Annotated in this window: 16 protein-coding genes and 3 pseudogenes; 10 read left to right on the top strand and 9 right to left on the bottom strand. The window is 67.7% G+C overall.

Translation table 11 applies throughout. From position 1 onward, the window contains the following. Positions 1–2: 2 nt before the first annotated feature. Both AWC07_RS10770 and AWC07_RS10765 read right to left on the bottom strand, forming a co-directional pair. Positions 3–803 carry an acetoacetate decarboxylase family protein gene (locus tag AWC07_RS10770; protein ID WP_036420183.1) on the bottom strand — a complete coding sequence of 267 codons (801 nt, stop codon included), beginning with the start codon at positions 801–803 and terminating at the stop codon, positions 3–5. Next, the gene (locus tag AWC07_RS10765) at positions 800–1,735 is read right to left on the bottom strand and encodes an SDR family NAD(P)-dependent oxidoreductase (RefSeq protein ID WP_036420205.1); all 936 of its coding nucleotides are present in this window, start codon (positions 1,733–1,735) and stop codon (positions 800–802) included. Before AWC07_RS10765 ends, AWC07_RS10770 begins: the two co-directional genes overlap by 4 nt. A gap of 519 nt (positions 1,736–2,254) precedes the next feature. On the opposite strand from AWC07_RS10765, the gene AWC07_RS10760 reads away from it, so the two are divergent. Then, positions 2,255–3,682 carry a class-II fumarase/aspartase family protein gene (locus tag AWC07_RS10760; protein WP_167380055.1) on the top strand — a complete coding sequence of 476 codons (1,428 nt, stop codon included), beginning with the start codon at positions 2,255–2,257 and terminating at the stop codon, positions 3,680–3,682. 8 nt (positions 3,683–3,690) lie between these two features. On the opposite strand, the gene AWC07_RS10755 is transcribed toward AWC07_RS10760, so the two are convergent. Continuing rightward, entirely contained in the window at positions 3,691–3,885 is a 195-nt protein-coding gene (locus AWC07_RS10755; RefSeq protein ID WP_036420185.1) for a hypothetical protein, read from the bottom strand. 304 nt (positions 3,886–4,189) lie between these two features. Between AWC07_RS10755 and AWC07_RS10745 the strand changes: the two genes are divergently transcribed. Both AWC07_RS10745 and fni read left to right on the top strand, forming a co-directional pair. Next, entirely contained in the window at positions 4,190–5,107 is a 918-nt protein-coding gene (locus AWC07_RS10745; RefSeq protein WP_139829639.1) for a hypothetical protein, read from the top strand. Positions 5,108–5,257: 150 nt separating this feature from the next. Beyond that, complete coding sequence (gene fni / locus AWC07_RS10740; RefSeq protein WP_167380058.1) at positions 5,258–6,283, top strand: type 2 isopentenyl-diphosphate Delta-isomerase; 1,026 nt, start codon at positions 5,258–5,260, stop codon at positions 6,281–6,283. Here the strand turns inward: fni and AWC07_RS10735 are convergent. The 4 genes and pseudogenes from AWC07_RS10735 to AWC07_RS10720 form a co-directional block, all read right to left on the bottom strand. After that, positions 6,243–6,875, bottom strand: a complete 633-nt coding sequence (locus tag AWC07_RS10735) for a MarR family winged helix-turn-helix transcriptional regulator (RefSeq protein ID WP_051508313.1) — start codon at positions 6,873–6,875, stop codon at positions 6,243–6,245. The genes fni and AWC07_RS10735 overlap by 41 nt on opposite strands. A gap of 193 nt (positions 6,876–7,068) precedes the next feature. Further along, positions 7,069–8,094 carry a glycoside hydrolase family 12 protein gene (locus tag AWC07_RS28680; protein WP_279628873.1) on the bottom strand — a complete coding sequence of 342 codons (1,026 nt, stop codon included), beginning with the start codon at positions 8,092–8,094 and terminating at the stop codon, positions 7,069–7,071. A 177-nt stretch (positions 8,095–8,271) separates the two neighbouring features. Continuing rightward, positions 8,272–8,694: pseudogene (locus AWC07_RS28675) on the bottom strand (cellulose-binding domain-containing protein); the annotation flags it as partial. 171 nt (positions 8,695–8,865) lie between these two features. Beyond that, positions 8,866–10,177, bottom strand: a pseudogene (locus AWC07_RS10720) (CocE/NonD family hydrolase). A gap of 36 nt (positions 10,178–10,213) precedes the next feature. Here AWC07_RS10720 and AWC07_RS10715 point away from each other — a divergent pair. Further along, positions 10,214–10,840, top strand: a complete 627-nt coding sequence (locus AWC07_RS10715) for a TetR/AcrR family transcriptional regulator (RefSeq protein WP_051508314.1) — start codon at positions 10,214–10,216, stop codon at positions 10,838–10,840. A gap of 6 nt (positions 10,841–10,846) precedes the next feature. On the opposite strand, the gene AWC07_RS10710 is transcribed toward AWC07_RS10715, so the two are convergent. Further along, positions 10,847–17,629, bottom strand: coding sequence for a non-ribosomal peptide synthetase (locus AWC07_RS10710; protein ID WP_208622396.1), 6,783 nt, complete (start codon positions 17,627–17,629; stop codon positions 10,847–10,849). 223 nt (positions 17,630–17,852) lie between these two features. Here AWC07_RS10710 and AWC07_RS10705 point away from each other — a divergent pair, with 223 nt between their 5' ends. Continuing rightward, positions 17,853–18,632: a M15 family metallopeptidase gene (locus AWC07_RS10705; RefSeq protein ID WP_341865249.1), complete on the top strand. Its 780-nt coding sequence runs from the start codon at positions 17,853–17,855 to the stop codon at positions 18,630–18,632. 114 nt (positions 18,633–18,746) lie between these two features. Beyond that, positions 18,747–19,055, top strand: a pseudogene (locus AWC07_RS10695) (SAM-dependent methyltransferase); the annotation flags it as partial. 3 nt (positions 19,056–19,058) lie between these two features. Here AWC07_RS10695 and AWC07_RS10690 read toward each other — a convergent pair. After that, the gene (locus AWC07_RS10690) at positions 19,059–20,600 is read right to left on the bottom strand and encodes an amidase (protein WP_036417532.1); all 1,542 of its coding nucleotides are present in this window, start codon (positions 20,598–20,600) and stop codon (positions 19,059–19,061) included. 153 nt (positions 20,601–20,753) lie between these two features. On the opposite strand from AWC07_RS10690, the gene AWC07_RS10685 reads away from it, so the two are divergent. From AWC07_RS10685 to AWC07_RS10670, 4 genes are read left to right on the top strand one after another with little or no spacing between them, the layout of a single operon-like run. Next, positions 20,754–22,331, top strand: a complete 1,578-nt coding sequence (locus AWC07_RS10685) for a methylmalonyl-CoA mutase family protein (RefSeq protein ID WP_036417525.1) — start codon at positions 20,754–20,756, stop codon at positions 22,329–22,331. Continuing rightward, entirely contained in the window at positions 22,332–22,769 is a 438-nt protein-coding gene (locus tag AWC07_RS10680) for a cobalamin B12-binding domain-containing protein (protein ID WP_036417522.1), read from the top strand. Further along, complete coding sequence (locus AWC07_RS10675; RefSeq protein ID WP_036417520.1) at positions 22,754–23,710, top strand: LLM class F420-dependent oxidoreductase; 957 nt, start codon at positions 22,754–22,756, stop codon at positions 23,708–23,710. The genes AWC07_RS10680 and AWC07_RS10675 overlap by 16 nt, the downstream gene beginning before the upstream one ends. Continuing rightward, the gene (locus tag AWC07_RS10670; RefSeq protein WP_085105064.1) at positions 23,707–24,759 is read left to right on the top strand and encodes a CaiB/BaiF CoA transferase family protein; all 1,053 of its coding nucleotides are present in this window, start codon (positions 23,707–23,709) and stop codon (positions 24,757–24,759) included. The genes AWC07_RS10675 and AWC07_RS10670 overlap by 4 nt, the downstream gene beginning before the upstream one ends. The last annotated feature ends 321 nt before the right edge of the window (positions 24,760–25,080 follow it).

Raw genomic sequence — 25,080 nt, 5'->3', positions numbered from 1 at the left:
GGCTATACCCGCGCCGGCTCGGGGGCCGGGGACGCCGACAGGACCGGGTCGTCGTAGCGCTGGTGCACGTAGGGCAGCAGCCACTCCTGCGGCACCCGCTCGGCGATCCTGGCCACCTGGACGGTGCGCCGGCGGCACCAGGTCATCGACCCGATCTGGCGGATCACGATGTCGGCCACCGGGTCCAGCGGCGACTCACCCAACTCGAGGGCGCCCTCGATGTTGTCCAGCAGCTCGTAGTGCCGGTGGTACTCGCCGTAGACCAGGTGGGGGTCGGTGATGCCGTTGCCGTCGGGGGAACGCAGGAATTTGAAGTAGAACTCGGTGTCGACCTGGTCATCCGGCAACTGTGCCGGGCCGGTGACCCGGCCTTTCAGGGTGATGAGCCGATAGCCCAGCCGCTCCACGGTTGCGGTGATGCGGTCGCCGTCGCGCTGCACCTCGATTCGGCCCAGTTTCTTGGGCTCGCCGAACGTTTCGCGCCCGCCCGTGACCGATTGCTCGGTCGACTGGGGCATGAAGAGGGGATAGTCGCCCCGGAGCTCGCCATGGCGGGCGGTCACCGAAAACACCGCCGACCCGAACGGCGGCCTGCCGTCTATCCGGACCCGCAGAAGCTGGACCCGCACCAACGGTTCGTCGGCCGGCTCCAGCGGCTTGGGCAGCACCGCTGCGACAATCTCCGGATCGGTGAGGTAGGTGACGGTCACCGCCTCGGTGGCGATGGGCGCCTTGGTGAGGTCGATCTCGTGGTCCACTTGCGCCTGGGGTGGGCGGGGACCATATCGGACTGCGGTGCTCAACGCTGCGCTCCTTCGGTTGCTTGCTTCCCGGCATGCCGGCTGAGGACGTCGACCAGGTAGTCGGGGTTGGCGCGGGCCATGATCGATGCGGCTTTGCGGCTCACGACCTCGTCGGCGGATGTGGGTGGACCCATCACCCAGAAGCGGTCCGCCCGGATCCCCTCAACCAGCTGGTCCGCGACCGTCTCGAGCGGGGTGAACTCGACGCGGCGGCCGGCAGCCTCGAAGCGGTCCACGACCGCCGCCAGAGTCGGCTCGGGTGTCCGGCGTTGCTGGGTCGCGGCGTAGCGCTCCGGCCGGTGCCGCCAGGACTCCCAGATCCCGGTGTTCAAGAAGCCGCTGGGAAAAAGGACATGCGCCCGCACCCGCGTCCCGGTCATCTCCAAGTGGGTATAGAGGCTCTCGGTCAGGCAGAGCACCGCGGCCTTGGTCATCGGGTAGACGGCATTGGCCGGGCCGCCCAGGGCGCCCCGGGCGATCGGCGCGAACCCGCCGTTGCCCGAACAGGTGTTGACCACGTGTCCCTCGCCCTGCTCGAGCAGGATGGGCACGAAGGCCTTGATGCCGTGGATGACGCCCAGCACGTTGACGTCGATTCCCCAGCGCCAGTCGGCAAGGTCGTGTTCCCACAGGTAGCCCTCGGAGACCCCGCCGGTGCCGGCGTTGTTGCAGACCACGTGCACCGCGCCGAAGTGGCGGAGCGTCTGCTCGGCCAGCGACTCGACCGAGGAATAGTCGGTGACATCGGTGACCACTCCGGTCACCTCGATGCCCGCACCCGCGAGTTCGCTGGTCGCCGCCTCCAACGGCTCGGCGAGCACGTCGGCCAGCACCACCTTCATGCCCTCCCGGCCGAAACGCCGGCCGATGGCCCGGCCGATGCCGCCGGCTCCGCCGGTGACGACCGCCACCTTGCCCTGAAGGTCCCTCATCGCGGCCATCGTCACATCGTGGCGCATATCGCGTCAATCCGTCGCGTAATTCCCTCACAATCGTCAACGGTCGGTCTTGCCACGGCTCGCGCATCAATCCGTACGGATGCGGCGAACCGGCGGGGACCGGCGCGACCATGGGCCGCATGACCTCCGATTCGCCAACCTGATCGAAACCACGGGGCGGCCAACCTACGTTCGCCCAAAGATCCCTTGCCTGATCGACAGATTCGGACGGCAGACTGTGGACCTCCGGGTGTCGCTGACCGACCGGTGCAACCTTCGATGCTCGTACTGCATGCCTCGCCGACGGCGTCGACTGGATGGCTGATTCCGACCGGCTCACCGATGACGGGCTCGTACGTCTGGTTGCCATCGCACTAGCACAGATGGGGATCCGAGCCCATGCTGTTCCGCTCCACAACGTCACCGACTTTCATTTTGCGGGGTGCGCATTTCTGTCCCGGTGTACTGTGGGGCCGCCCGCGACACCTCATACTTCGGCGCACAGGAGTGACCATGATTCCATCGACGGCGCTGTCTGCGCTGGACGGCGCCGTGTTCGGCGGCTTGCACACTACCGACGAGCTGCGAGCGATCCTCGGCGAGCGTGGGTTGCTGGCCCGATTCCTGCAGGTCGAAGCGGAGCTGGCGGCGGCGCAAGCTGACCTGGACGTGGTCCCGGCCGAGGTCGCACCGGCGCTGCGCGCCGTGACGATCGACGACCTCGACATCGCGCGCCTCGCCAGCCGCACGAACGCGGCCGGGTATCCGATCGTCGGCCTCGTCGAACAACTTGCCGTGATCCTGCCCGACGGTCTGGGGCAGTACGCCCATTGGGGCGCTACCACCCAAGACATCATGGACACTGCCGCGGTCTTGCAGACCGTCGCAGCGCTGGATGTCATCGAGCGGGATCTCTTGCGCACGTTGGCCGCGCTGATGGAGCTAGCAACCAAGCATGGCAGCGCAGTGATGGTCGGCCGCAGTCAGCTGCAGCACGCTCTACCGATCACGTTCGGCTACCGCGTGGCGTCGTGGACCGCGCCGCTGCTGCGCCATCTGGACCGGCTCGCCGAGTTGCGGCCCCGGGTCGCGATGGTTCAGCTCGGCGGCGCCGTCGGCAGCCTCGCCGCGATGGCGCCGCACGGCCCGGAGATTCGCCGTGAGCTGGCCCGGCGTCTCGGTTTGGCCGCGCCGTCGATCAGCTGGCACGCGACCCGTGATCGCTTTGTCGAGGTCGTCGCGTGGGCTGCGCAGGTGGCGGCCTCGTTGGCCAAGATCGGACTCGACATCGTCGTGGGTTCCCAGACCGAACTCGCCGAGCTGAGCGAGCCCAGCGCACCGGGTCGCGGCGTCAGCAGCACCATGCCTCAGAAACGCAATCCCATCGGCTCACAACAGCTCATCCGGGCCGCACGGCTGACCCGCACGTACCTCGATCTCGCCCTCGATGCCGCCGTGGCTGACGCCGAACGGGCAACGGCCGTCTGGTCCCTGGAGTGGCACTCGCTGGCCCCGGCGCTGGCCGTCTGCGGAGGCGCCGTACACACCGCGGCCGACGTGCTCGCCGGGCTGCGCGTGGACGCCGCGGCGATGGCGGCCAATCTCGACCGGACCCACGGGCTGATCATGGCCGAATCGGTGATGATGCGGTTGGCGCCGGTGCTCGGCCGCCAAGCCGCCCACGACCAGTTGGAAGCGCTGGTCACCGCCTCCCTGGAGAGTGGCGAGTCGTTCGCCACCCTCGTTGGGCGCCGCGACCCGAAACTGGCCGACGCCGTGACGCCGGCCGGTTATCTCGGGCACGTCGACGAACAAACCGTCGCCGTCATGTCCGAGGCGGCCGCACGAGTGGGCGGACAGACATCGACGCAGGGCAACTCGACAGGACCTCGATCGCCGCTAAGAAACTTGTCAGGGGCGAAAGGCGCAATGGCTGAGTAGGTTTCGGATCAGTCAGCGACGCTGGCGGTGACCCCGGCACGGGTGCTGGTGCGGGCGGGCCGGGGTCCATATCGTGCTGTCTTGCGCACTTGCCGGCTGGTCAGCACCCGCAGCAGGATGCCGTAGCCGACCACCAGTGCGTCCACGGCGCTGAGCAGCGGCGCGAACACGGTCAGCGGTGGCCAGTTGGTGTCGACGATCACGTTGTTGCGATGGTGGCGCTCCAGCGCGGGGATGGCGTCGTCGCGAAAGTAGTCCTCCCCGCCGCGCGGGGCAAGATGGCCGAGAGGCGTGCGCGGCTGTTGACGAGAATTGTGAATCGCGCGCTAAAGTCCAACCGTCCTTCACCGACCGCCTCGCCCAACAGCTCATCCTCGGGGTATCGGGGCGTCCACCGCACGATCCCGAGCCGGACCACGATGCGCAGTAGGCTTGGCCGAATACTGTCAAGCCATGGTTTCGGACGCCGTCGGCGCCCTCACGTCCCTCGTCGATGCGAGTGCCATGTTGCTGGTGCCCGCGATGATGGGATTCTCGACGGTGCTGTGCTTGGCGCGGGCGCCGAGCCCGCTGACGCTGGTTGCCATCCACGAGTACCTCGGACGCGCCGAGGTTTTCGACCGCATCTGGCTGCTTGCCGCGTTCGGATGGATCGGCTGGGCTGCCGTGCGGGGCGCCGCGCTTGGCTGGACCGTCGCGGCCGGAGCCGCCGCGATGGCGTTGGCAGGCCTCCACTTTTGGCTGACGGGGCCGCTGCGCAGGATACTTGCGCCGTGGGTCGGGGCAATACTGCGCGCTGGCCCGGTGACAACAGTGAACGAGGACGGGCTGCTCGTCGCTCGTCGTCGAACTCGCGAGGACATTCCAGCTCTGCCGCCCGATTGGGCTGTCCGAACACTCGCGTTCGTGCTGCTCGCATGTGCCGTGCTCTTCTTCAGCGTCGCGCTCGTCGCGGAGCCGTCGTCATTCGGCCTGGCAGTCCTGGTCGGTGGCTTCTGGCTCTCGCTCGGCGTGATCTGGTTCGACTTGGCTCAGGACGTGTGGCCCGGCACGACCTCAGAGGCCCGCCTTGCCGAGTGTTCCCGGTACTACGTTCAGATGTTCGAGCAATGGAAGAACATCGGAGTGCTCGTCGGCTTTGGCACCGTTTTGATCGGCGCACCAATCGCTTGGGCGACCGGGCGTGCTGCGGCCCCCGTGCTGGCATTCCCGCTGTGGATCGGGGCCTGCCTCGCCTACGCGGTCTTCCACAACCAGGTGTTGTACCGAAATGGGGGGAGTCGAAGCCGGGTTCCGCTGCCAGTGTCGGTGAACCAATACAGTGCGACACATCCACTCTGGGCCCACTTCTTCACCGTGATTCACTCCGTGATGGCCATCGCGCTGCTGGTCGGCCTCGTCGCGCTCCACCCGGTTCACGCTTAGCTGCGGGCGTTGCACGGGTGGAGCTTAACATTTCAATCTCTTAACAAAAATTGACAGACCGCTACGCTACGCTAGGACGCCACCTGACATGTCGATGAGGATCACGATGACAACATCTGTCGGTGTCCCGTGACGACCGATCCGGCCGAAATGGGGCGTCGCAAACGGCGCCACATCGATGTGTGCCTCAACGGCGACGTCAACTTCGCCGGCGTAACGACCGGGCTGGAGCGTTATCGATTGCCGTTCAACGCTCTGACCCAAACCAGCCTCCACGACATTGACATGTCGGCCGACTTCTTCGGGGCACGCCTGCGTGCGCCGATCCTGATCGGTGCGATGACCGGCGGCGCCGAGCTCTCTGCGGCGATCAACCGCAATTTGGCGACCGCTGCGCAACGACTTGGTTTGGGAATGATGCTCGGATCGCAGCGGGTCATGCTGGACAGGTCACGGGGGGAGCGGGCCGCGGCCAGTTTCGAAGTGCGTGACGTGGCCCCGGACGTGCTGCTGATAGGCAACATCGGCCTGGCGCAGCTGACGAAAGCCGCCGTGCCCGACATCAGCAACGCCCTGGATCGGGTAGGAGCCAATGCCCTTGCAGTGCATGCTAATTCGTTACAAGAGGCCATCCAGGGCAACGGGGACACCGACTTCACCGGATCGCTGCAACGGCTGTGCGATGTCGCCGGCGCGCTGGACTGCCCGGTGTTGCTCAAGGAAGTGGGCCACGGTATCGGCGCTCGGGCGGTTGCACAGTTGACCCAACTGCCCGGCGGACTGCCGGTGTCGGGTATCGACGTGGCCGGCGCCGGGGGTACCTCGTGGTCGAGAGTCGAGCAGCTGGTTCGCTACGGTGAACTGCGCTACCCGAACTTGGCCGACTGGGGCATACCGACGGCCCAGGCGATCGTCGAGGTGCGCCAGGCATTGCCGACGACTCCGCTGGTCGGCTCCGGCGGTATCCGCACCGGAATGGACGCGGCCAAAGCGATCGCCCTGGGTGCGGACGTGGTTGCGATGGCTCGCCCGCTGCTGGCTTCCGCCATCGAGTCGGCGGACGCCGTCGAAGACCGGCTGCAGCGGTTCATCGAAGAGCTTCGCATCTGCCTGCACTGCTGTGGCGCAACGGATCTCAACGCGCTGCGCGCCGTCGGCGTGACCCCGATCCGGTAGCCGGCCCCGGCTCGGCCGCTGCCGCTTTCGACGGTGGTTTTCGCCGCCCACCGGGCGCCCCCTTTGAAGACTTCTCGGCCCGCGCCGACGACTCCGCCGGCGGGTAGAGCTCGCTTTCAAATGCCGACATCCCCGCGATCATCGCCGTGAATACCTTGTGGGCACTGCGCAGATCCCGGTCAGGCAGCTCGGCCAGGGACGCGCGGAGATGGTCACCCAGTGGCCTGAAGAACTCGTGAGCCAGCTCCATGCTGCTGTCCAGCAGCCGCAGCAGTGACCTGCGGCGGTCTTCGACATCCGGCTCACGGCGGACGTGTCCGGCGTCGATCATGCGATCGGCGAGATAGGTAATGGCGGCTGCCGACACGTCCAGGCGCTGGCTGAGCTGGGCCGGTGTCAACGGTGTGCCCGCGGTCTCGGCGACCATGAGGTGCAGCAGGGCGTGAAAGTCGCCGTGGCTCAAATGGTTCTGCCGGGCATAGTAGCGGCCGACCCGGTCGGAATGCGCGGTGATCGCCCGGAGATCGGCCGACAGCAGCCTCTCCAGCTCAGCTCGAGTCGGCTGTCGATTCGCAGCGACGCGCTTGGTCACTTGCCTGCATCCTTCATGGCGATAAGGCGAAAGCTTAGGGGACAACCGGGCAATTAGCTTAACCAGCTTGAAAATTAATCTCATGAAGTTGATGTGACGCCGTTAGCGCCGGTCGTGCAGGCACACTCGGGCCTCGGCGGATCGCAACGCCGACGTGACGGCTGAGCCGAGACTGACCGCTACCGCAGCCTGGTCAGTTGACGGTGGCCGAGAACGAATTGACGGCAAGGCCGACGCCGCCGTTCCACGGCTCGAAGCCGGCCTGAATGCTGGTCAGGTACCAGGAATTGGTTATAGCCCCGCGGTTGCGCACATCGCTGACGAAATCCAGCACGCTGAAGTTCCAGGAGTTGATCGGCGTCGGCGCGACGTAGGAGATCACGTTGTTGCTGCCGTTGCTGCCTTGCCAGACATCCCAATTGCGGCCGCCGATGGTGGCGGCGCCGACTTTCGTGCCGACCGGTTGGATGGAGCCTTGGCGGTTGAACCAGATCATGATCTCCATCTGGTTGACGCCGTCCTTTTTCGGTGTCGGGTCCAGCCAGATGTCGTACGCCGCATCGTAAGTGCCACTGGCGTAGCCGTAACTGATGCTGCTGTTAGCACTGGTGAGCTGGCTCAACTGGGCGGGCAGCCTGCTGCCCGGGGAGCAATTGCTGTAATGGCAGCCGAGGTAGACCGACGGATATGACAGCGGAGCGCCGTTGGTAGGGGCCGAGCCGTCCTCTTTGGTGATGGCGAACCCGGTCGCGGTGACGTTGATGCACTGTGCGGCGCTGGTGCCCCACCGATTGTTCTGAACGACGTAGGCGCCTCCGATCGTCGTCGTTCCGAACTGATCGCAAATCTGGGTACCGCTCGAAGTCGTGGTCGTGCTCGTGGTTGTCGTCGGCGTCGTGGACTGGCTGGTCGACACCGATCCGCCGGTGCAGGATTGGCCGTTGAGCAGACAATTCGTCGGCGGCGCGTACGCGCCCGTCTGGGCGGCCTGGAAACCGACGGTGACCGAATTGCCCGGAGCGATTGTGCTGTTGTAAGACTCGGGAGTCAGGACATAATGCGTACCGGATTGGGCAAGTTTGCTGCTCCACGCATTGGTGATGGATTCGCCGGCGGGCAAGTCGAATTCGAGTTTCCAACCGTTCAGCTGCGCGGCGCCGGGGTTGGCGATGTTGTAGTTGGCCACGAAGCCGGTATTCCATTGCGAGGTCACCGCCAATGTCGCGGTCGCCGCGCCGGGGGTGGCGGATCCCGTCGTGGAAGTCGTGGTCGTGGGTGTCGTGGTGGTGGGTGTCGTTGTCGTGGTGGTCGGGGTGGTGGTGGTCGTCGTCGTAGTGGGAGTCGTCGTCGTGGTGGTAGGCGTGGTGGTGGGCGTGGTGCTAGGGGTTGATCCGGTGGTGCAGGGCTCTCCGTTGACCAGACAATTCGCCGGTGGTGAATACGCTCCGGTCAACGCGGCCTGGAAGCCAATGCTGATGGATCCGCCGGGCGCAATCGTTCGGTTGTAATCTTCGGGCGTCAAGACGAAGTGCGTCCCGGACTGGGCCAGCTTGCTACTCCACACATTGGTGATCGATTCGTCTGCGGGCAAATCGAATTCGACCTTCCAGTCGGTCAGCTGAGCCGAGCCCGAGTTCACTATCTTGTAGTTGGCCACAAAACCGGTGTTCCACTGCGAGGTCACCGCCAATGTCGCGGTCACCGCGGCCGCATGAGCTACCGGAGATGCGAGAATGACGGCGAAGGCAATGACGAATGCCGACACGACAACGTGAAATGCTGGGCGCCAGTATCTCTCATACGTGTTCGATCCGCGCATCCGGGCAACGTTATAGCTGAGCCAATGGCAATGGTGATATTCGACTTCTAAAGCTGCCGTATCTTCGCCCAACCGAAACCGTCATGAAATCTTCATATTTGCCGCTATTGCGGTATGTCGCAATGTGCCCGATATGTCCGTGGCCGAGTGACTTGGCCGAATGTCACATGGCTAGCCAAGCACCGGGAGCAGGAGCCGCGACGACGAGCGCACGGTGTTCAGGCTGCTGGTACCGACGCTGGCATGCCGGAAGCTCATAATGGCGGGAACCGCCGGATCTTGGTCGTCGCTGGCGAGCACCAGCTGGATGCGGTGCCCGCTCTTGAACCGGCGAGCATTGGGCACCAACGGGATTCGATATACGACGTCTTGTCCTACCGGTATCCCCTGAGCGTTCGTGCAGGGCAACGCCGGCGCCCCGGGCCGGCTGGCCGCCTCGTCCACCGCACGCATGCTGGCCCGCAGCCAGCCCGCTGTCAGGCAAGCGCCTCGACGTGCAGACTTTCCCATGGCCAGGTCAGGCCGAACTTGCCGAGCATGCCCATTCGCACACAGGCGTTGTCCGACAATGCGTTCCAGGCGGCAAAAGTGGACGGGAGGTGCAGGGGCACGTTCTCCCAATCGCAGCCGAGGTACACCGGAATGTCGATTTCCTTCAGTAGCGGCAACAGGTTTCGCTCCTGCCACCACCGGTCGCGGGTTGGATGCCTGACCGCGGCGTCCAGCCACAGCTCGTCCCACGGATGCGGATTGTGCGGCAGCCGGAGGAGTTGGCGCAGCATGGTCAGCGCCGACTCTCCGTTCAGGGTCTCGAACTTCTTGTGCACCCGCGGGCTGTTGAGCACCCGGCGAGCCAGGCCGATGGGCTTGCTACGCCAGAGCTTGTCGCTGCGCTCGGCCGTCAGGCCGGTCATCGCCAAGAACGGCGTGACGAACGACGAACTGAACAGGCCGTGGTGGTAGGTCGCTTCGTACCCGTCGGCCGTTGCGGCCAGCGGGAAGATCGCCTTCAGGTGTGGTGGCCGCTCGACCGCCGCCTCGAGTTGGCTGATCGCGAAGTAGCTGATGCCGATCATGCCGACGTTTCCGTCGCACCAGGGTTGTGCGGCGACCCATTCGACAAGGTCGTAGAGGTCTTGGCGCTCGTGTGCATCTAAGAAGCTGAAGGTGCCGCCGGACCCGCAGGTGCCGCGGAGGTTGGCGATGACGTGCGCATAGCCGCGGGCCACCCAGAAGTCGGTCGCGCCGGCCTCGATGAAGCCGCGGGTGCGCCGAAGTCCTGCATCTGCCGCGGGTAGGGGGAAGCGGCCAGCAGCGCGGGAAAGCGGCCGTCGGAATCGGGCCGGTGCACATCGGCCAACAACGTGGTGCCGTCGCGGACCGTGACCGCCGCGTTGGCGTCGGTGCGGCAGGTGTACCGCGCCTCGCTGAGGTTCCGGTATTGCCGGCCGGCGGTCTGCGGACCATTGAGCAATTTCGTCATAATTTCACGCTACGTTGAAATTAGTCTCAACGCAAGATGAAATTCCGCGGGTATGGTGTGACTGTGGCGACCCGATCCAGCACCCCCGGCCCACGCGACGACCGCGGCGTGCTGGCGGGGCGCATTCTGACCGCGGCCCGCGAAGAGTTCGCCGAACACGGCTGGGCCGGTACGGCGATCCGCGCGGTCGCGCGCGCCGCCGACGTCGACCCGGCGCTGATCTACCACTACTTCGGCTCCAAGGAAGGCCTGCTCGACGCTGCGACCGCGCCACCGCAGAAGTGGCTCGACTCGGTCGCCACGACCTGGGCCACCCCCAAGGCCGAGTTGGGCCGACAACTGATCCGCAACGTGCTCGACATCTGGACGGATGAGGAGGTCGGTCCTGTCCTGCGCGCGGTGGTGCTGACCGCCGCCCACGAACCCACTACCCGCGAAAAGCTCCGGCTGATCGTCGAACGCGGGCTGATCGGTGAGTCGACGTTAGGCGACGACGAGGGCGAACGGCTGCGTCGCAGCGGGCTGATCGCCAGCCAGCTGATCGGCTTCGCCCTGCTGCGCTACGTCTGGAAGATCGAGCCGATCGCGTCGATGCCCGAGGACGAGGTGGTGGCCGCGCTTGCGCCCAACCTGCAGCGTTACGTCGACGGCGACATCACCTGAAGCGGGTCAGGTGAGCGCCCGCACGGGCCGGCGATCAAGTCGTCGCCCGGGGGGTGCAGCGATGCGCCGGCTGGAGGCCGCAACCTGGCCCGGCGTGGGTTCCGGGCAGGCGCGGGGAAAGTCGTAGTCATCGAGGTCGAAGGATGGCGGCGGGAAGTCCCACGGCGGCTGGGCCGACCCTGGCGACCACTCGATCACGGCTCCGTCGGTCCACGCTTGGGCAAGGGTGCGGGGTGAGCTGCCTTCGGCCGGCAATCGGCGTGCCGGCGGCGCGTCGGGGACCTGCGTCGCGACGACGGTGCGCAGCCAGGCGACGGCGGATTCCGCGTCGGCTGGCACGGCTGCCGCGCGGTATCGCATCGGCGGGCGACCGGCCTGCAGGTGGCGTAGCACCTGCGGGTAGTTGTCGGGGTGTGCGGCCAGATAGTCGGAGATGCGGTGGGCGTCGGCCCGCAACGCTGTTTCGCTGTGCGCGGAAAGAAGCAGGCACGGGACGGCCGAAGTGGCCGCGGCCGATTCGCAACCCTGTTCCACGATCGCGTGCGCGTTGATGCCGCCGGCACCGAAGCTGCTGACGGCGGCGACGCGGGTGCGCTTTGCCGGCCATGGTCGGGCTTCGGTGGGAATGTAGAACGGAACCGCGCCGTCGCCGATTTCCGGGCTGAGTCGTCGGAAGTTGACGTTCGGCGGAATCACCGCGTTGCGCACCGCCAACGCCGCGCGGATCAACCCGGTCACGCCGGCGGCGACTCCTAGGTGGCCGACCTGGCTCTTGAGCGAGGACAGCCCGCACGAGGCAGGTTCGGTGAGCCCGTAGCCCTGCTGCAGCGCGTTCACCTCGACCGGGTCGCCCAGCCGGGTGGCCGTGCCATGCGCCTCGACATATCCGATGTCGGTGGCGCGGCGCCCACTGCGCCGCAACGCCTGGGCGATCACCGTGCGTTGTCCGGCCACCGACGGGGCCATGAAGCTGTGTTTGCGTGAGCCGTCGTTGTTGATCGCCGACCCGGTGATCACCGCGTGGATGGTGTCACCGTCGCGCTCGGCTTGCGACAGGCGCTTGAGCACCACGACCGCGACTCCGCTGGCGCCCAGCGTGCCGTCGGCGTCGTCGCTGAACGGGCGGCAGATGCCGTCGGGCGCCAGGAAGTAGTGCGGTCGATGCCGGTACCCGTCGGTCAGCGCGGTGTCGACGTTCACGCCCGCCACCAGCATCACGTCCGCGTCGTCCTCGCGCAGCAACCCGGCGGCTAGATGCACCGCCACCAGCGAGCTGGCGCACGCCGCCTGCGCGGTGAACACCGGCCCGGTCAGCTGCAGGTGGTAGGCCGCCTTGGCGGCAAGGAAGTTCTTCTCGTGCAGAATCTCCATGCTGAGCCCGCTGGGCAGGTCGGCGGGATCGGCCTCGCGCATCATCGCCTGGTAGTAGGTGTCGTAGCCGCCGGTGGCCACCAGCCCGACGCGGGCGGCGCCGGGCTCGGCGATGCCGGCGTGGGCGAGCGCTGCCGTGCAGCTCATCAGCAAATGCCGCTGTTGGGGATCCATCAACCGGGCGTGGCGGTGGCTGATCCCGAATCGGTCCGGGTCGAACGCCAACATGCCGTCCAGCTGGCTCCGGGCGCCGACGAGGCCGTCGGCCGCCTCGAAGTGCTCCACGCCCGACCCGCCCGTTTCGACCAACCGCCAAAACGACGCCAAATCCGGCGCGCCGGGTGCCCGCACAGCCATCCCGACGATCGCGACGGGTTCGGCGACCGGTCCGTCGCGGTGTTCTCTGGCGGCCGGTAGCGGGCCGGGTGCGGGAGCTGACGGGGCCCGCGACGTCTCCAGATGGCGGCTGAGCTCGCGGATGCTGAGGAATTCGAAGAGGTCGGCCACCGTGAACGGCAGCCCGAGCTCGGCGCTGCAGCGCTGCTGAAACCGCATCAGGTCCAAACTGGTAGCCCCAGCATCGAAGAACTTCTGGTCGGGTCGCAGCGGCTTGCCGGTTGCTGCCAGGAACTCGCCGTAGAGCCGGCCTTCCAGCGCCGAGACATCCCGCCACGCGCTAACCGCTACGAGCTCGCGTCCCTGCACGGTCGCGGCCGCCCGACGGTCGACTTTGCCGCTCGGGGTGAGCGGCAGGGCGTCCACCCGTCGGAAGTCGGCGATCCGGGCGTGTGCGGGCAGCAACCCGGCAAGGTGCGAGTTCAGCTCGTCGACGCTCGGATCGTCGGTGCCGTGGCATTGCATTAGGGCGCGCAGCGAGCCGCTCACCGGGATGACGACGGCTCCCGCGATCCGTGGATGCCGCAGCAGGGCCGCCTCCATCTGGCCCAGTTCCAGCCGGTGGCCGCTGATCTTGATCTGCTGGTCGTCGCGGCCGTCGTAATGGAACAACCCGTTGTGGTCGACGTGGGCCAGGTCGCCGCTGCGGTAGAAGGTTCCCTGTCCGGGCACCGCGGTGAACCGGGTCCGGTTCAGTTCGGGATCGCCGAGGTAGCACGGCACGGCCATGTGCCCGCCGAGGAGCAGCCGACCGGTCACGCCGGGCGCGACGGGGTCTCCGGTGTCGTCCACCACGCGCAGCACGGCGTTGGCTACCGGCCGGCCGATCGCGGGTCGCTCCGGCCACGTCGCCGGATCCCCGTCCAGCACCAGGGCACTGACGACGTGTGTTTCGGTGGGGCCGTAGTGGTTGAACAGCCGGGCGCCCCGCAGTCGCGCGAACCAGGTGCGGATCGCCGGGGTACAGATCAGCTGCTCGCCGGCGGTGATGACGTCGCGCAGCCGGGACGGATATCTGCCCAGCTGGACGCCGTGCTCGGCGAGCAGTTGCAGTGCCACGTACGGCAGGAACAGGCGCTCGATGCCGGCGGTTTCCAGCTGGTCCAGCAGCTGCGGCAGATCCCGCCGCCATGCGGGGTCCACCAGATGCAGCCGGCCGCCCGAACACAGCGTGGTGAAGATTTCCTGGAAGGACACGTCGAAGGACAGCGTGGAGAATTGCTGGGTCACCGCCGCACCGGCGAGCCCGCCGTGCTCGCCTTGCCAGTGCAGCAGGTTGCACAACGTGCGGTCGGGGACGTCGACGCCCTTGGGCGTTCCGGTGGATCCGGAGGTGAACAGCGTGTACAGCGGCCTGCGGCCGTCATGCGGCGCGGCGGACGGCGGCTTGGCCGGTGGTGCGGCTGCCAGCCTGACGACCAGCCGGGGCACGCCGTCGGGCGCGACGGTAGCCAGCTCGGCTTCGGCACCGGGCAGCACCAGCACGCACAGCGGCTCGGCTTGACGCAGGATCTGGCCCAGCAACTCGGCGGGATAGGCCGGGTCCAGTGGAACGGCGGTGAGGTTCAGGCGAGCCGCGGCCAGCAGCGCAACCACATGCTCGGCCGACGGCGGCAGGTACATCGCCACCCGCGCGGGTGCGGCGGGATCGGATGGTCGGGGCAGTTGGGCGGCCAAAGCGGCGGCATGGGCGTCGATTTCGGCGTAGCACAGCGTGCGGTGGCTGGTCGTCACGGCGGGGGCGTGCGGTGTCCGGGCGACCTGACGCGCGAAGCCTTCGGCCACCGTGGCGAAGGCCGGCGTCGACCGTGGACCGCGACCGTGCCCGGCGATGTCAGCGCGATAGGGGGCGGCCAGCTCGGTCAGCGTGCCCGGCCTGTCGCTGGTGAGCAGGTCCACCGCGCGACCGAACAGCTGGGCGGCCGCGTGGATCCGGTCGCCGTCGAACGCGTCCTCAGCGTATTCCCACACGCAGTCGATGCCGGTGTCGCGTTCCAGCACGAACAGCGTGAGCGGGCATTTGGCGTGGGCGGGCTGCGGCCAGAGGTGGTGCACCCCGCAGTCCGGCAGGGCCAGGGCACCGTAGTCGGTGTTCTCCAACACGAACAGGAATTCCAGCGGCGAACCCCCCGCGGGTACCGGGCTGTCGGTCAGCACGTCGGCCAGTGTCACGTCCTGACGGTTCAGCACGTCCCGCGTCGTGACGGCCTGCCCTTGCAATTGGGCGCGCAGCGGCGCATCCGGTGCGAGGTCGATGGGCAGCAGCACGGTGTTGGCGAACATGCCGACCGCCGACTCGAACTCGGCCATCGGCCGGCCCGCGACGGGTGTGGCCACGATCGGGCGGGTGCGGCCGGTGATGCCGTAGAGGCTCCAGGTGAACGCGGCCAGCAGCAGCTGGAACCGGGTCAGACCCAGTTCGGCCGCAAGCCGGGCGAGGGCGGCGCATTGCCCGGCGTCCAGCGAGCTGTGGAACAAGCGGGCGTTGCCACCGGCCGGCTCGGCGGGCGGGGTGGGCCACTCGAGTGCCGCGTAGCGGCGGCGCAGAGCGCGGCGCTGATCCTGGTAGCCCGGGCTTCGGCGAAAGTCCCGCTGCCACAGGGTCGCTTCGACCGGGGTGTGCACCGGCCGGTGCTCCGGCAGGGCCCGGCCGGCGGCGAGCGCGGCGTAATCGGCGGATAACTCACGGAACAGGACGTTGAGCGAAAAGCCGTCGACGGCGATGTGGTGCAGGTGCAGCAGCAGGATGAAGCCGCCGGTTGCCGCCGGCCGGGCACTGCCGCAGGAGTCGCCCTGGGGTGCCAGGCCCGCGCGCAGCATCCGTGGCTGCGCGAGGTCGAAGGCCGGCGTGAAAAACCGGTCGGCGGTCAGGTGCCACTCTTCGCCGTCGCGCGCGTCCACCGAGTCCCAAGGGTCGTAGGGATCACCGACTTCTTGGCGCAGGCCGTCCAGGGCGGCCCGCAACGCGGTGCGCAGCGCGGGATGGCGGGCCACCAGTCGGCATACCGCGACGCGCAGCGCGGCCACGTCGGGAGTGCCTTGCAGCTGGAAGGCCAGCCGCACGTCGTAGGCGCGGTTCTGCGGGTCACGCTGCTGCAGCAACCACAGCCGTTGTTGCTCGGAGGTGGCCGGGGCGCTGCGCATCCCGGTCGGGGCCGGCACCGGCGGGTAGTGGCCGGCGTGGGCGCCGGTGGCGATCGTGTCGGCCAGGGCGGCGAAGTCCTTGCCGATCACGTCGGCGGGTGGGACGTCGACCTGCCAGCGCCGCTGGATCTCGAAACGCAGCCGCAGCGCGGTCAGTGAATCGCCGCCGCTGGTGACGAATCGGTCGCCCGCGGCGAGATCCGGCACGCCAAGGACGCCGCCCGCCAGCTCGAGTAGCTCGCGCAGGATGGCGCCGGCCTGGCGTTCGACGGTACGGGGCCGGCGCCACGGAGCGGCCCCGCAGGTCAGCAGCGCCGATTCGTCGACCTTGCCGTTGGCGGTGTGCGGCAGCGCATCGACGAGGTAGGTGTGCTGCGGACGCATGTAGCGCGCCACGGTGTCGGTCAGGTATCGGTGGTAGGCGTCGAAAGTCAGGGTGTCCGCCAACACCAGGTAGGCCAGCAGCTCGTGGCGGCCGTCGGCGTGGCGGCGAGTGCACACGCGGACCTGCCGTATCGCGGGGTGGGCCGCAAGCTGGCGTTCCACCTCGGCGGGTTCGATGCGGAAACCGCGGACCTTGACCTGCCGGTCAGCCCGCCCGACGAAGGTGATCAGGCCGGCTTCGTCGCGGCGGACCAGGTCGCCGGTCCGGTACCAGCGCTGGACCCCGTCGTCGTGCCAGGGCAATCGCACGAAACGGCTCGCCGTTTCGTCCGGCAGGTTGCGGTAGCCGTTGGCCAGGCCCGCGCCGGACAGGTACAGCTCGGCCAGCTCGCCCGCCGCGGCTGCGCGGTTGCCGTCGACGACCAGCACCGCCGCGGTCGACGGCAGGGGTCTTCCGATCGGCACGGCATCGCCGGTGAAGTCGGCCGGGATCGGGTGGTACAGCGCGAACGTCGTGCATTCGGTGGGGCCGTAGACGTTGACCAGCTCGGTGGCGCTGGCGGGGTTGGCGCGGTACCAGCGGCGGATGCGGGCGGCGTCCAGCTGCTCGCCGCCGATCAGCACCCGCGAGAGCGTGGCGAAACAGTCCGGCACCGCGTCGACCAGCGTGTTGAACAAAGCCGTCGTCACGAACGCGGTGTCGATGCGCGACCCCCGCAAAGCCTCGGCCAGCCGCCGCGGGGTTTGCAGATGCGCGTGGACATTCAAGCCAGTCACGCCGTTCCCGCCGCTGGCACCGCCCAGACCGCCGAACACCACGCAGGTACCGCCGGTCAACAGCGGTGTCCACACCTCGAAGGTCAACGCGTCGAAGGCGGGGTTGGACAGGCTGGCAATCCGCGCGCCGGCCTCGAAGCGCAGCCATCCCGGCTCGGCCAGCCGCAGTATGCCGGCGTCGCAGACTTCGACGCCCTTGGGTAGTCCGGTCGTTCCCGAGGTATAGAAGACGAAAGCCGGGTCTCGCGGCGGTGCGTCGACGTTGTCAAAGGGCCCCGGTCCGGTGTCGAGCAGGTCGGCTGCTCGCAGCGCCCGCACCGAAGCCGGCGTCGGCGCCGCTTCCGGCCCGGCGCACACCACGGCCACGCTGTCCGAGTCCGCAAGGATGTGGCGTTGCCGCGCGACCGGGCTGTCCGCGTCGAGCGGCACCACGGTGGCCCCGGCGCGACGGATACCGAGCATGACGCAGACCAGCTGCCACGATCGGGGTAGGCACACCGCAACGGCTTGCCCCGGACCGATACCCGCGGCGTGCAGGCCCCGCGCGACTGCGGCGCTGCGGCAGGCCAGCTCGCTGTAGCTGAGGACCCGATCGCCATCGACCACCGCCGGCGCCTCGGGGGTGCGGCGCACTTGGTCGAGAACGGCGGCCGCGAGGGTGCGATTGGCCCGGCCATCGGGTGTCGTGGCTGCGGCGGTCGGCGTTTGCGGGTCCACGCTGCTACTTTCGCCCGCGCGGTGCGTCGCTGTCTGTCGTGTTTTCAGCCCTACTTCGAGCGGAGCGGGCGTCCCCTGATCGGCTGACGATGCCTTCCCCCGAGGCTGGGCTCGTAGCCGGCGTCGCTGAGCCGGTATCGGTCCGGTAAAGCGTTTGCCGAGTTTCGCCGACCCTGCGTGTGGCTGCACCGACTTCGGCACGAGCACCCGCGACAATGTCCGGATGCCTGGAATGCGGCGATTCTGTCCGGTCGTGGTCGCCGCGCTGTGCGTCGCGGTTGCGGGTGGCTGCCAAGACGCCGGTGTCGCATCGCCCCGGTTATCGGGATCCGGGAGCGTCGGGTCCCTGCCGGTGCGGCCGGTGGGAACCACGGTCCCGGCCGGACCCGGCGTGCCGCCGCTCAGCGACGCGGCGCACGCGGCCGGGTTCGTCGACGTCCGAAGCGTGGTGGCCGACGCCGTCATCGACCTGCGCTACGCGACGACCAACAACTTCACCCACACCCAGCTGTATCCGGCCGATGCCCGGTGCCTGGTACACCAATCGATGGTCCAGGGGCTTGCGGCGGCCGCAGTCGCACTGCGCCCGCAGGGGCACGTGTTGGTCTTCTGGGACTGCTACCGGCCACACGAGGCGCAGGTCAAGATGTTCAACGCGGTTCCCAATCCGGCGTGGGTGGCGCGGCCGGGACCGTATGCCCGCAGCCACGAGGCCGGCCGCTCGGTCGATGTGACGTTCACCAGCCCGCAACAAAGCTGCCCGGCCGAGCGGCAGGTGGCCGGGCTGTGCCTGGCCGACATGGGCACCGACTTCGACGACTTCTCTTCGCGGGCAACGGCATTCGCGACCCAGGGGGTGACCGTGGCGGCTGAGGCGAACCGGGCCGTGCTGCGGGAGGCCATGAAGTACGGCGGGCTGAAAGTGTACGCCGGCGAGTGGTGGCACTTCGACGGTCCCGGCGCCGACGTCGACCGTCCGATTCTCAACGTCCCGGTCGACTAACGAGTCTCATATATTGAGACGCTGATTTCAAAGATTGAGTTGTGGTTATAGGCCACCGACGACGCGTCGACCAAGGGAACCCGCCATGAACGACCGCTCTGCGACCAGCTGGGTGCGGCTCGCGCCAACGGTGGCGAGCCGGACGCGGGCCGGCGGCTGCTGTCGTGGGCCATCGCGGCCGGCTTCGACGACATCACGCCGACCGGCAGCATCTGGTGTTTTGCGACGGCCGAGACCCGTGACTGGTGGGGCGGAATGTGGGCCGACCGCATCCTGCAGTCGGACCTGTCTCGTCAACTGGTGGACTCGGGCATGGCCACAACAGTTGAGCTGAACGAGATCTCAGCGGCGTGGCGGACCTGGGCTAGCGCCCCGGATGCCTGGCTGGCGATGCCACACGGCGAAATCCTTTGCCGCGTATAGGGATCAGCCTGGTGGCGCCGGGAAGCCGCCGCACAGTGCTTCGAAGGCGCCGGCGACCTTCAACACGGTGGCGTCGTCGAATCGCTTGCCCACGATCATCATTCCGACGGGCAGCCCGTCGACCAGGCCGGCGGGCACCGAGATCGCTGGGTGGCCGGTGATGTCCATGGGCGCCGTGTTGAGCGCCTTGCCAAATGTGTGTGGTAGCAACCCGACATCCTGCGGGCTGCCCTCCGGCAGGGCATTGGCCGTGCCGGGCACGGTGGGCATCACCAGTACGTCGTATCTGTCGAGCGCCCGGTCATAAGCTGCACACAGGTGCGGCAGCAGATTACGTGCCTGGGCATAGGAGGCACCGCCCAGCGTGTTCCGGCTGTAGTGGCCGCACAACGCCATCGCCTTGATGGTGCTGGCGAATTGGTCGGCCTTGACCACGCGCTGTCTTACGAAGTGCGCCATGAGTTCCGGGTCGTAAAGTCCGTCCACGCCGAGCCCGTATCCGTTGCCCTCCAGCATCTGGTAGGTGGCGCCGTCGGTGATGATGACGTTGAAGACGTGAATCCCGCGCCGGTGTAGCGGCACGCTGATCTCGCATACGGTACAACCGATTTCGGCGAACCGGCGGGCCGCTGACCGGACCAGCTCGTCGACCTCGGGCCGCGAGTTAGCCCACCCGAAGCCCTCGGCGAGAATGCCCACCCGTAGACCGGTCGCGTCGCCGGTAAGCGCGGACCGGTAGTCGAACCGGGGTATCGTCGCGGGCTGGCGCGGATCGTGGCCATCGGGTCCGGCAAGCACCGTGAGCATCAGTGCCGCATCGGCGACAGTGCGCGTCATCGGGCCGAGGTGATCGATGGTCCACTCGATGGGAAACGCGCCGGTGTAGGGCACCAGCCCGTAGGTTGGTTTGAGCCCGACGATGCCGCACAGGGCGGCCGGGATGCGCACCGACCCGCCCTGGTCGCCGCCCAGTGCCAGCTCGACTTCACCGGCGGCGACGAGTGCGCCACTGCCGCTGGATGATCCACCCGTTTCCCGCGTCGGGTCCCACGGATTGCGCACCGGTCCGGAGGCGGAGGTGAAGCTGGATCCCGAGCAGCACAGATCCTCGCAGACGCTCTTGCCGGCGATGGTGGCCCCGGCGGCGAGCAGGCGCTGCACGACGGTCGCGTCACGGCTGGGGACAAAGCCCTCGACCGCACGCGATCCGTTCATCATCGGGATGCCGGCCACGGCGATGTTGTCTTTGATCGCCACCGTCCGGCCCGACAGCGGACCGGTTGCGCCGGAGGCGATGTCGGCCGTGACATACCAGGCCCCGAGCGGATTGTCGCCCAACTCCGGGAATCGGTAGACCCGATCGCGCGGCTGCGGGCGGGCTGAGTGGTCGCAGAGGTCGCGGTAGAGTTCGTCGACCACATCGTAGGACCTCAGGGTGTGCCCGACGGTCGCCAGGTAATCCCGTTGGGCATCGTCGTCGAGGTGAAAACCGAAGTGCTCGGCGGCGGCGCGCAGGTCTGCCGCCGATGGCCGGGGAACCGTCATGTCGCCCTCCGTCATACGTCATTGGGTCGCTCGAGTGCAGCTGAGCGTGGATCAGCCGAGGCCGACCACCACCGCCGCCCAGCATTCTGCTATTTCACCTGGTCAAACCAGCGGTATTGGCATTCTCTTTTTTTGCAAGTACGTTATTCATCAATGGATAATGAAGCTCAGACCTCATCGGGCATCCCGCTTGCGCCGGTGTACGGGCCGGCGGACCGCGAGTCGGAACCCCCGGGCCCGGGGGAGTTTCCCTTCACCCGGGGCAACTTCGCGTCGGGCTATCGGGGCAAGAACTGGACGTTTCGCCAGTACTCCGGATTCGGCACCGCCGAGGAATCCAACCGCCGGTACCGCTATCTGCTGGAGCAGGGCGGGACGGGGCTTTCGGTGGCGCTCGACCTGCCCACCCAATGCGGCTTCGACTCCGACGACCCCGACGTCGTCGAGGAAGTCGGCCGGGTCGGCGTCGCCGTCGACACCCTGGCCGATGCCGAAATCCTGTTCGACGGCATCCCGCTGGACAAGATCAGCACCAGCATGACGATCAACGGCACGGCGGCGATCCTGCTGGCGTTCTACGTCGCCGCAGCCGAGCGCCAGGGCGTGCCACGGGCCAAGCTCACCGGGACCATCCAGAACGACATCCTCAAGGAGTACGCCTCGCGCGGCACGTGGATCTGGCCGCCGGAGCCGTCGCTGCGGCTGATCGCCGACACCATCGAGTTCTGCGCGGCCGAGGTGCCGAAGTTCAATGCCATCTCGGTGGCCGGTGCGCACTTCCGCGACGCGGGTGCCACCGCGGTGCAGGAGATGGCCTTCACCCTGGCCGACGGGGTCACCTACTGCGACACCGTGGTCGAGCGCGGCCGGATGACCATCGACGAGTTCGCACCGCAGATCTCGTTTTTCTTCTACACCCACGGCGACTTCTTTGAGGAGATCGCCAAATACCGTGCGGGACGGCGGCGTTGGGCGACGCTGGTGCGGGAACGCTACGGCGCCAAGACGGATCGGGCGTCGATGTTCCGGTTCGGTTGCGTGTGTGGCGGAGCGTCACTGTATGCGCCGCAGGCGCACAACAACGTGGTGCGGGTGGCCTACGAGGCGATGGCGGCGGTGCTCGGTGGCGTGCAGTCGATGTTCACCGCGGCCTGGGACGAGCCGTTCGCGCTGCCCACCGAGGAGTCCACCACGTTGGCGCTGCGCACCCAGCAGATCCTGGCCTACGAAACCGGCGTGGCCAGGGTCGCCGACCCGCTCGGCGGCTCCTACTTCGTCGAGGCGCTCACCGATGCCACCGAAGACCGCATCATCGAGATCATGGCCGACCTCGAAAAGCACGGCGGCATGGTCAGCGCCATCGAGGACGGCTACCTGCAGGGGCTCATCGCCGACGAAGCGTTCCGGATGCACAAGGACATCGAGACGGGCGTGCGGCCGGTGGTCGGGGTCAACCGGTTCGTCTCCGAAGAACCCGAACCCGACATCGTCACCTACGAACTCGACGCCGAGGGGCGCGACCTGCAACTCAAGCGGCTGACCCAGGTCAAGGCCGAAAGAGACAATGCCGCAGTGCAATCCACGCTCGCCGCGCTGGCCCGCGGCGCCGAAGGGGCCGACAATCTCATGCACCGGCTGATCGACTGCGCCAACGCCTACTGCACGGTCGGTGAGATGGTGTCCGCGCTCAAGGCGGTGTGGGGCGAATTCCAGCAGCCGGTGGTGTTCTAGATGGCCACCCGCATCTTGATCGCCAAGCCCGGGCTCGACGGGCATGACCGCGGCGCCAAGATCGTCGCCCGCACGCTGCGCGACGCCGGCTTCGAGGTGATCTACACCGGCATCCGGCAGCGCATCGAAGACATCGCCTCGATCGCAGTACAGGAGGACGTGGCCGTCGTGGGGTTGAGCATCTTGTCCGGCGCGCACCTGGCGCTTACGGCCCGCACCATCGAGGCGCTGCGCGCCGCCGACGCCGCCGACATCGCCGTCGTCGTCGGCGGAACGATCCCGCATGCCGACGTGCCCAAGCTGCTGGCCGCCGGTGCCGCGGCGGTGTTCCCCACCGGGACACCGCTGGACGTGCTGGTGCGTGACATTCGTGCGTTGACCGGCACGGCGAACCCAGCCCCTCAAGCAGCCCCGGAGGAACCATGCGCATCGGAGTGATGGTCGGTCCAGAGCGCGGCGACTCGGCCCGCAAGGTCACCCGGATGCTGGCCGACATCGACTGGGCCGAGACCGCCGGCCTGGACAGTGCGTGGATTCCGCAGATCCCCAACGACTTCGACGCGCTGGTGGCGGTGGCCCTGATGGGAACACGGACCAGCCGCATCGAGCTGGGCACCGCCGTCGTCCCGCTGCAGGCGCAGCACCCGATCGCGTTGGCGCGTCAGGCTTTGTCGGTGCACGCCGCTACCGGGGGCCGGCTGGTGCTGGGTGTCGGGCCGTCACACCACTGGATCATCGACGACATGCTGGGGCTTCCCTACGAGCGGCCGGCCGGCTACACCCGCGACTATCTGGAAGTGCTGCACGCGGCCTTCACCAATCCCGGGCCGGTTGACGTGCAGAACACCACCTTCCGGGTGCACAACCCGCTCGACCTGGCGCCGGTGGCGCCGCTGCCGGTATTGGTGGCCGCGCTCGGGCCGGTGATGCTGACCTTGGCCGGCGAACAGGCCGACGGCACCGTGCTATGGATGGCCGACGAACGTGCCGTCGCCGAGCACGTCGTGCCCCGGATCACCAAGGCCGCCGACAATGCCGGTCGCCCGGCACCGCGCATCGTCGCCGGCGTCCCGGTATGCCTTTGCAGCACAACAGAAGTCGACTCCGCCCGGGAGCGTGCTAACCGAATCCTGGGCGAGGCCGAGGTATCGCCGAATTACCAGCGGCTGCTGGGTTACGGCGACGCCAAGGGCGTCGGCGATATCTGCGCGGCCGGCGACGAGGACGCCATCCTGGCCCGATTGCGCCGATTCGCCGACGCCGGTGTGACCGATCTGTCGGTGCGCTTGTTGCCGATCGGCGGCAACCGTGACGAACTCGTCGCGTCCAAGCGCCGGACCCGTGAGATGATCGCTTCGCTGGCAACGGAGTTGCGGTGACCGGTCGAGGTCCGCTGGCGGGAATCCGGGTTCTCGAAGTCGGCACCATGCTGGCCGGGCCGTATGCGACCATGCTGCTGGCCGATCTCGGTGCCGAGGTGATCAAGGTCGAGCCGCTGGGCGGGGAGATCTCCCGCAGCGTGGGGGAGAGCTACTTCGCCAGCCTCAACCGCAACAAGTCGAGCCTCTGCCTGGACCTGAATTCCCAAGCGGGACAACAACGCCTGGGTGAACTCGCGGCCCGGTCGCAGGCACTTCTGGTCAACTTGAAGCCGTCGGCGATACGCCGGCTGGGACTCACCTACGAGGCCCTGCGGCGGTGGAACGAACGGATCGTCTGCGTGGCGATCACCGGTTACGGTCTCAACGGTGGCGATGATCCGGCGTTCGACTACGTGATCCAGGCCGCCACCGGAATCGCCGCGTTGACGGGTGAGCCGGACGGCCCGCCGACACTGCCCGGCTACTCGTCTGCGGACAACTCCACCGGAATGTGTGCGGCACTGGGGTTGCTGGCCATGATCGTCTCGGGTCGCGGCGGACAGGTGGACGTGTCGCTGCGCGACGTGATGCTCTCGCAGCTGAATTACCACACCGCTGCCTACCTCAACGAGGGCGTCGAGCCGCACCGCCGGCCCTATGGCGCGCACTCGTATTACGTTCCAGCACAGCTCTTTCCGACCGATGATGGGTATTTGGCGCTGTTCATAACGCATGACGGGTTCTGGAAATCCTTTGCCGACGAGGCCGGTATCGGCGGCTTCGAAACGATGGCCGAGCGGGTGGCGCGGCGCGACGAGGTGCTCGGCGTGGTCACGGCGATACTGGTGACCGACACCGCCGCCGGCTGGGAACGTCGGCTGCGTCCGCTCGGAGTGCCGGCGGCGGCCGTCCGCACGCTGCCCGAGGCGCTGAAGGCGACGCCGGAAATCGTTGTGCGCGTGGGTGATTTACGTCTCGTCGGAAATCCGGTCCGTGTTTCGGGCTATGAGCCTGACTACCGGCCGCCGCCGCGGCTGGGTGAACACGGCGACGTACTCAACGCTTGAGCTCGATGTTGTCAGCCCCTCGTGCACAATCTCGCCCAAACGCAGCTTAGGATCAGCTCAATGTCAATTGATTCTGAGTTGGTAGCTGTTGATCTGACTAGCGATGAGCGCAGCTTCATACAGCATGCGCTGTACCAATGGCAGTTTTCGGCGACTGAACACCGTTTCCGATCCGCGCGCTGGGGTTGTCGACCTGGGACGAGTTCGACGAGCTCACTGGTCGTCTTTCTTGCGGAGTCGTTGGTTGTCGACCGCCACCGTGATGGGACCGGTTTGAGCAGGGTTTAGCCACGGTCATGGGACCACCCGTTTGCCAGTGAT

The sequence above is a fragment of the Mycobacterium gastri genome, assembly GCF_002102175.1.
GTDB lineage: Bacteria > Actinomycetota > Actinomycetes > Mycobacteriales > Mycobacteriaceae > Mycobacterium > Mycobacterium gastri.
Note: the sequence above shows the minus strand (reverse complement) of the source record. Positions and strands in the feature narration are given on the sequence as shown.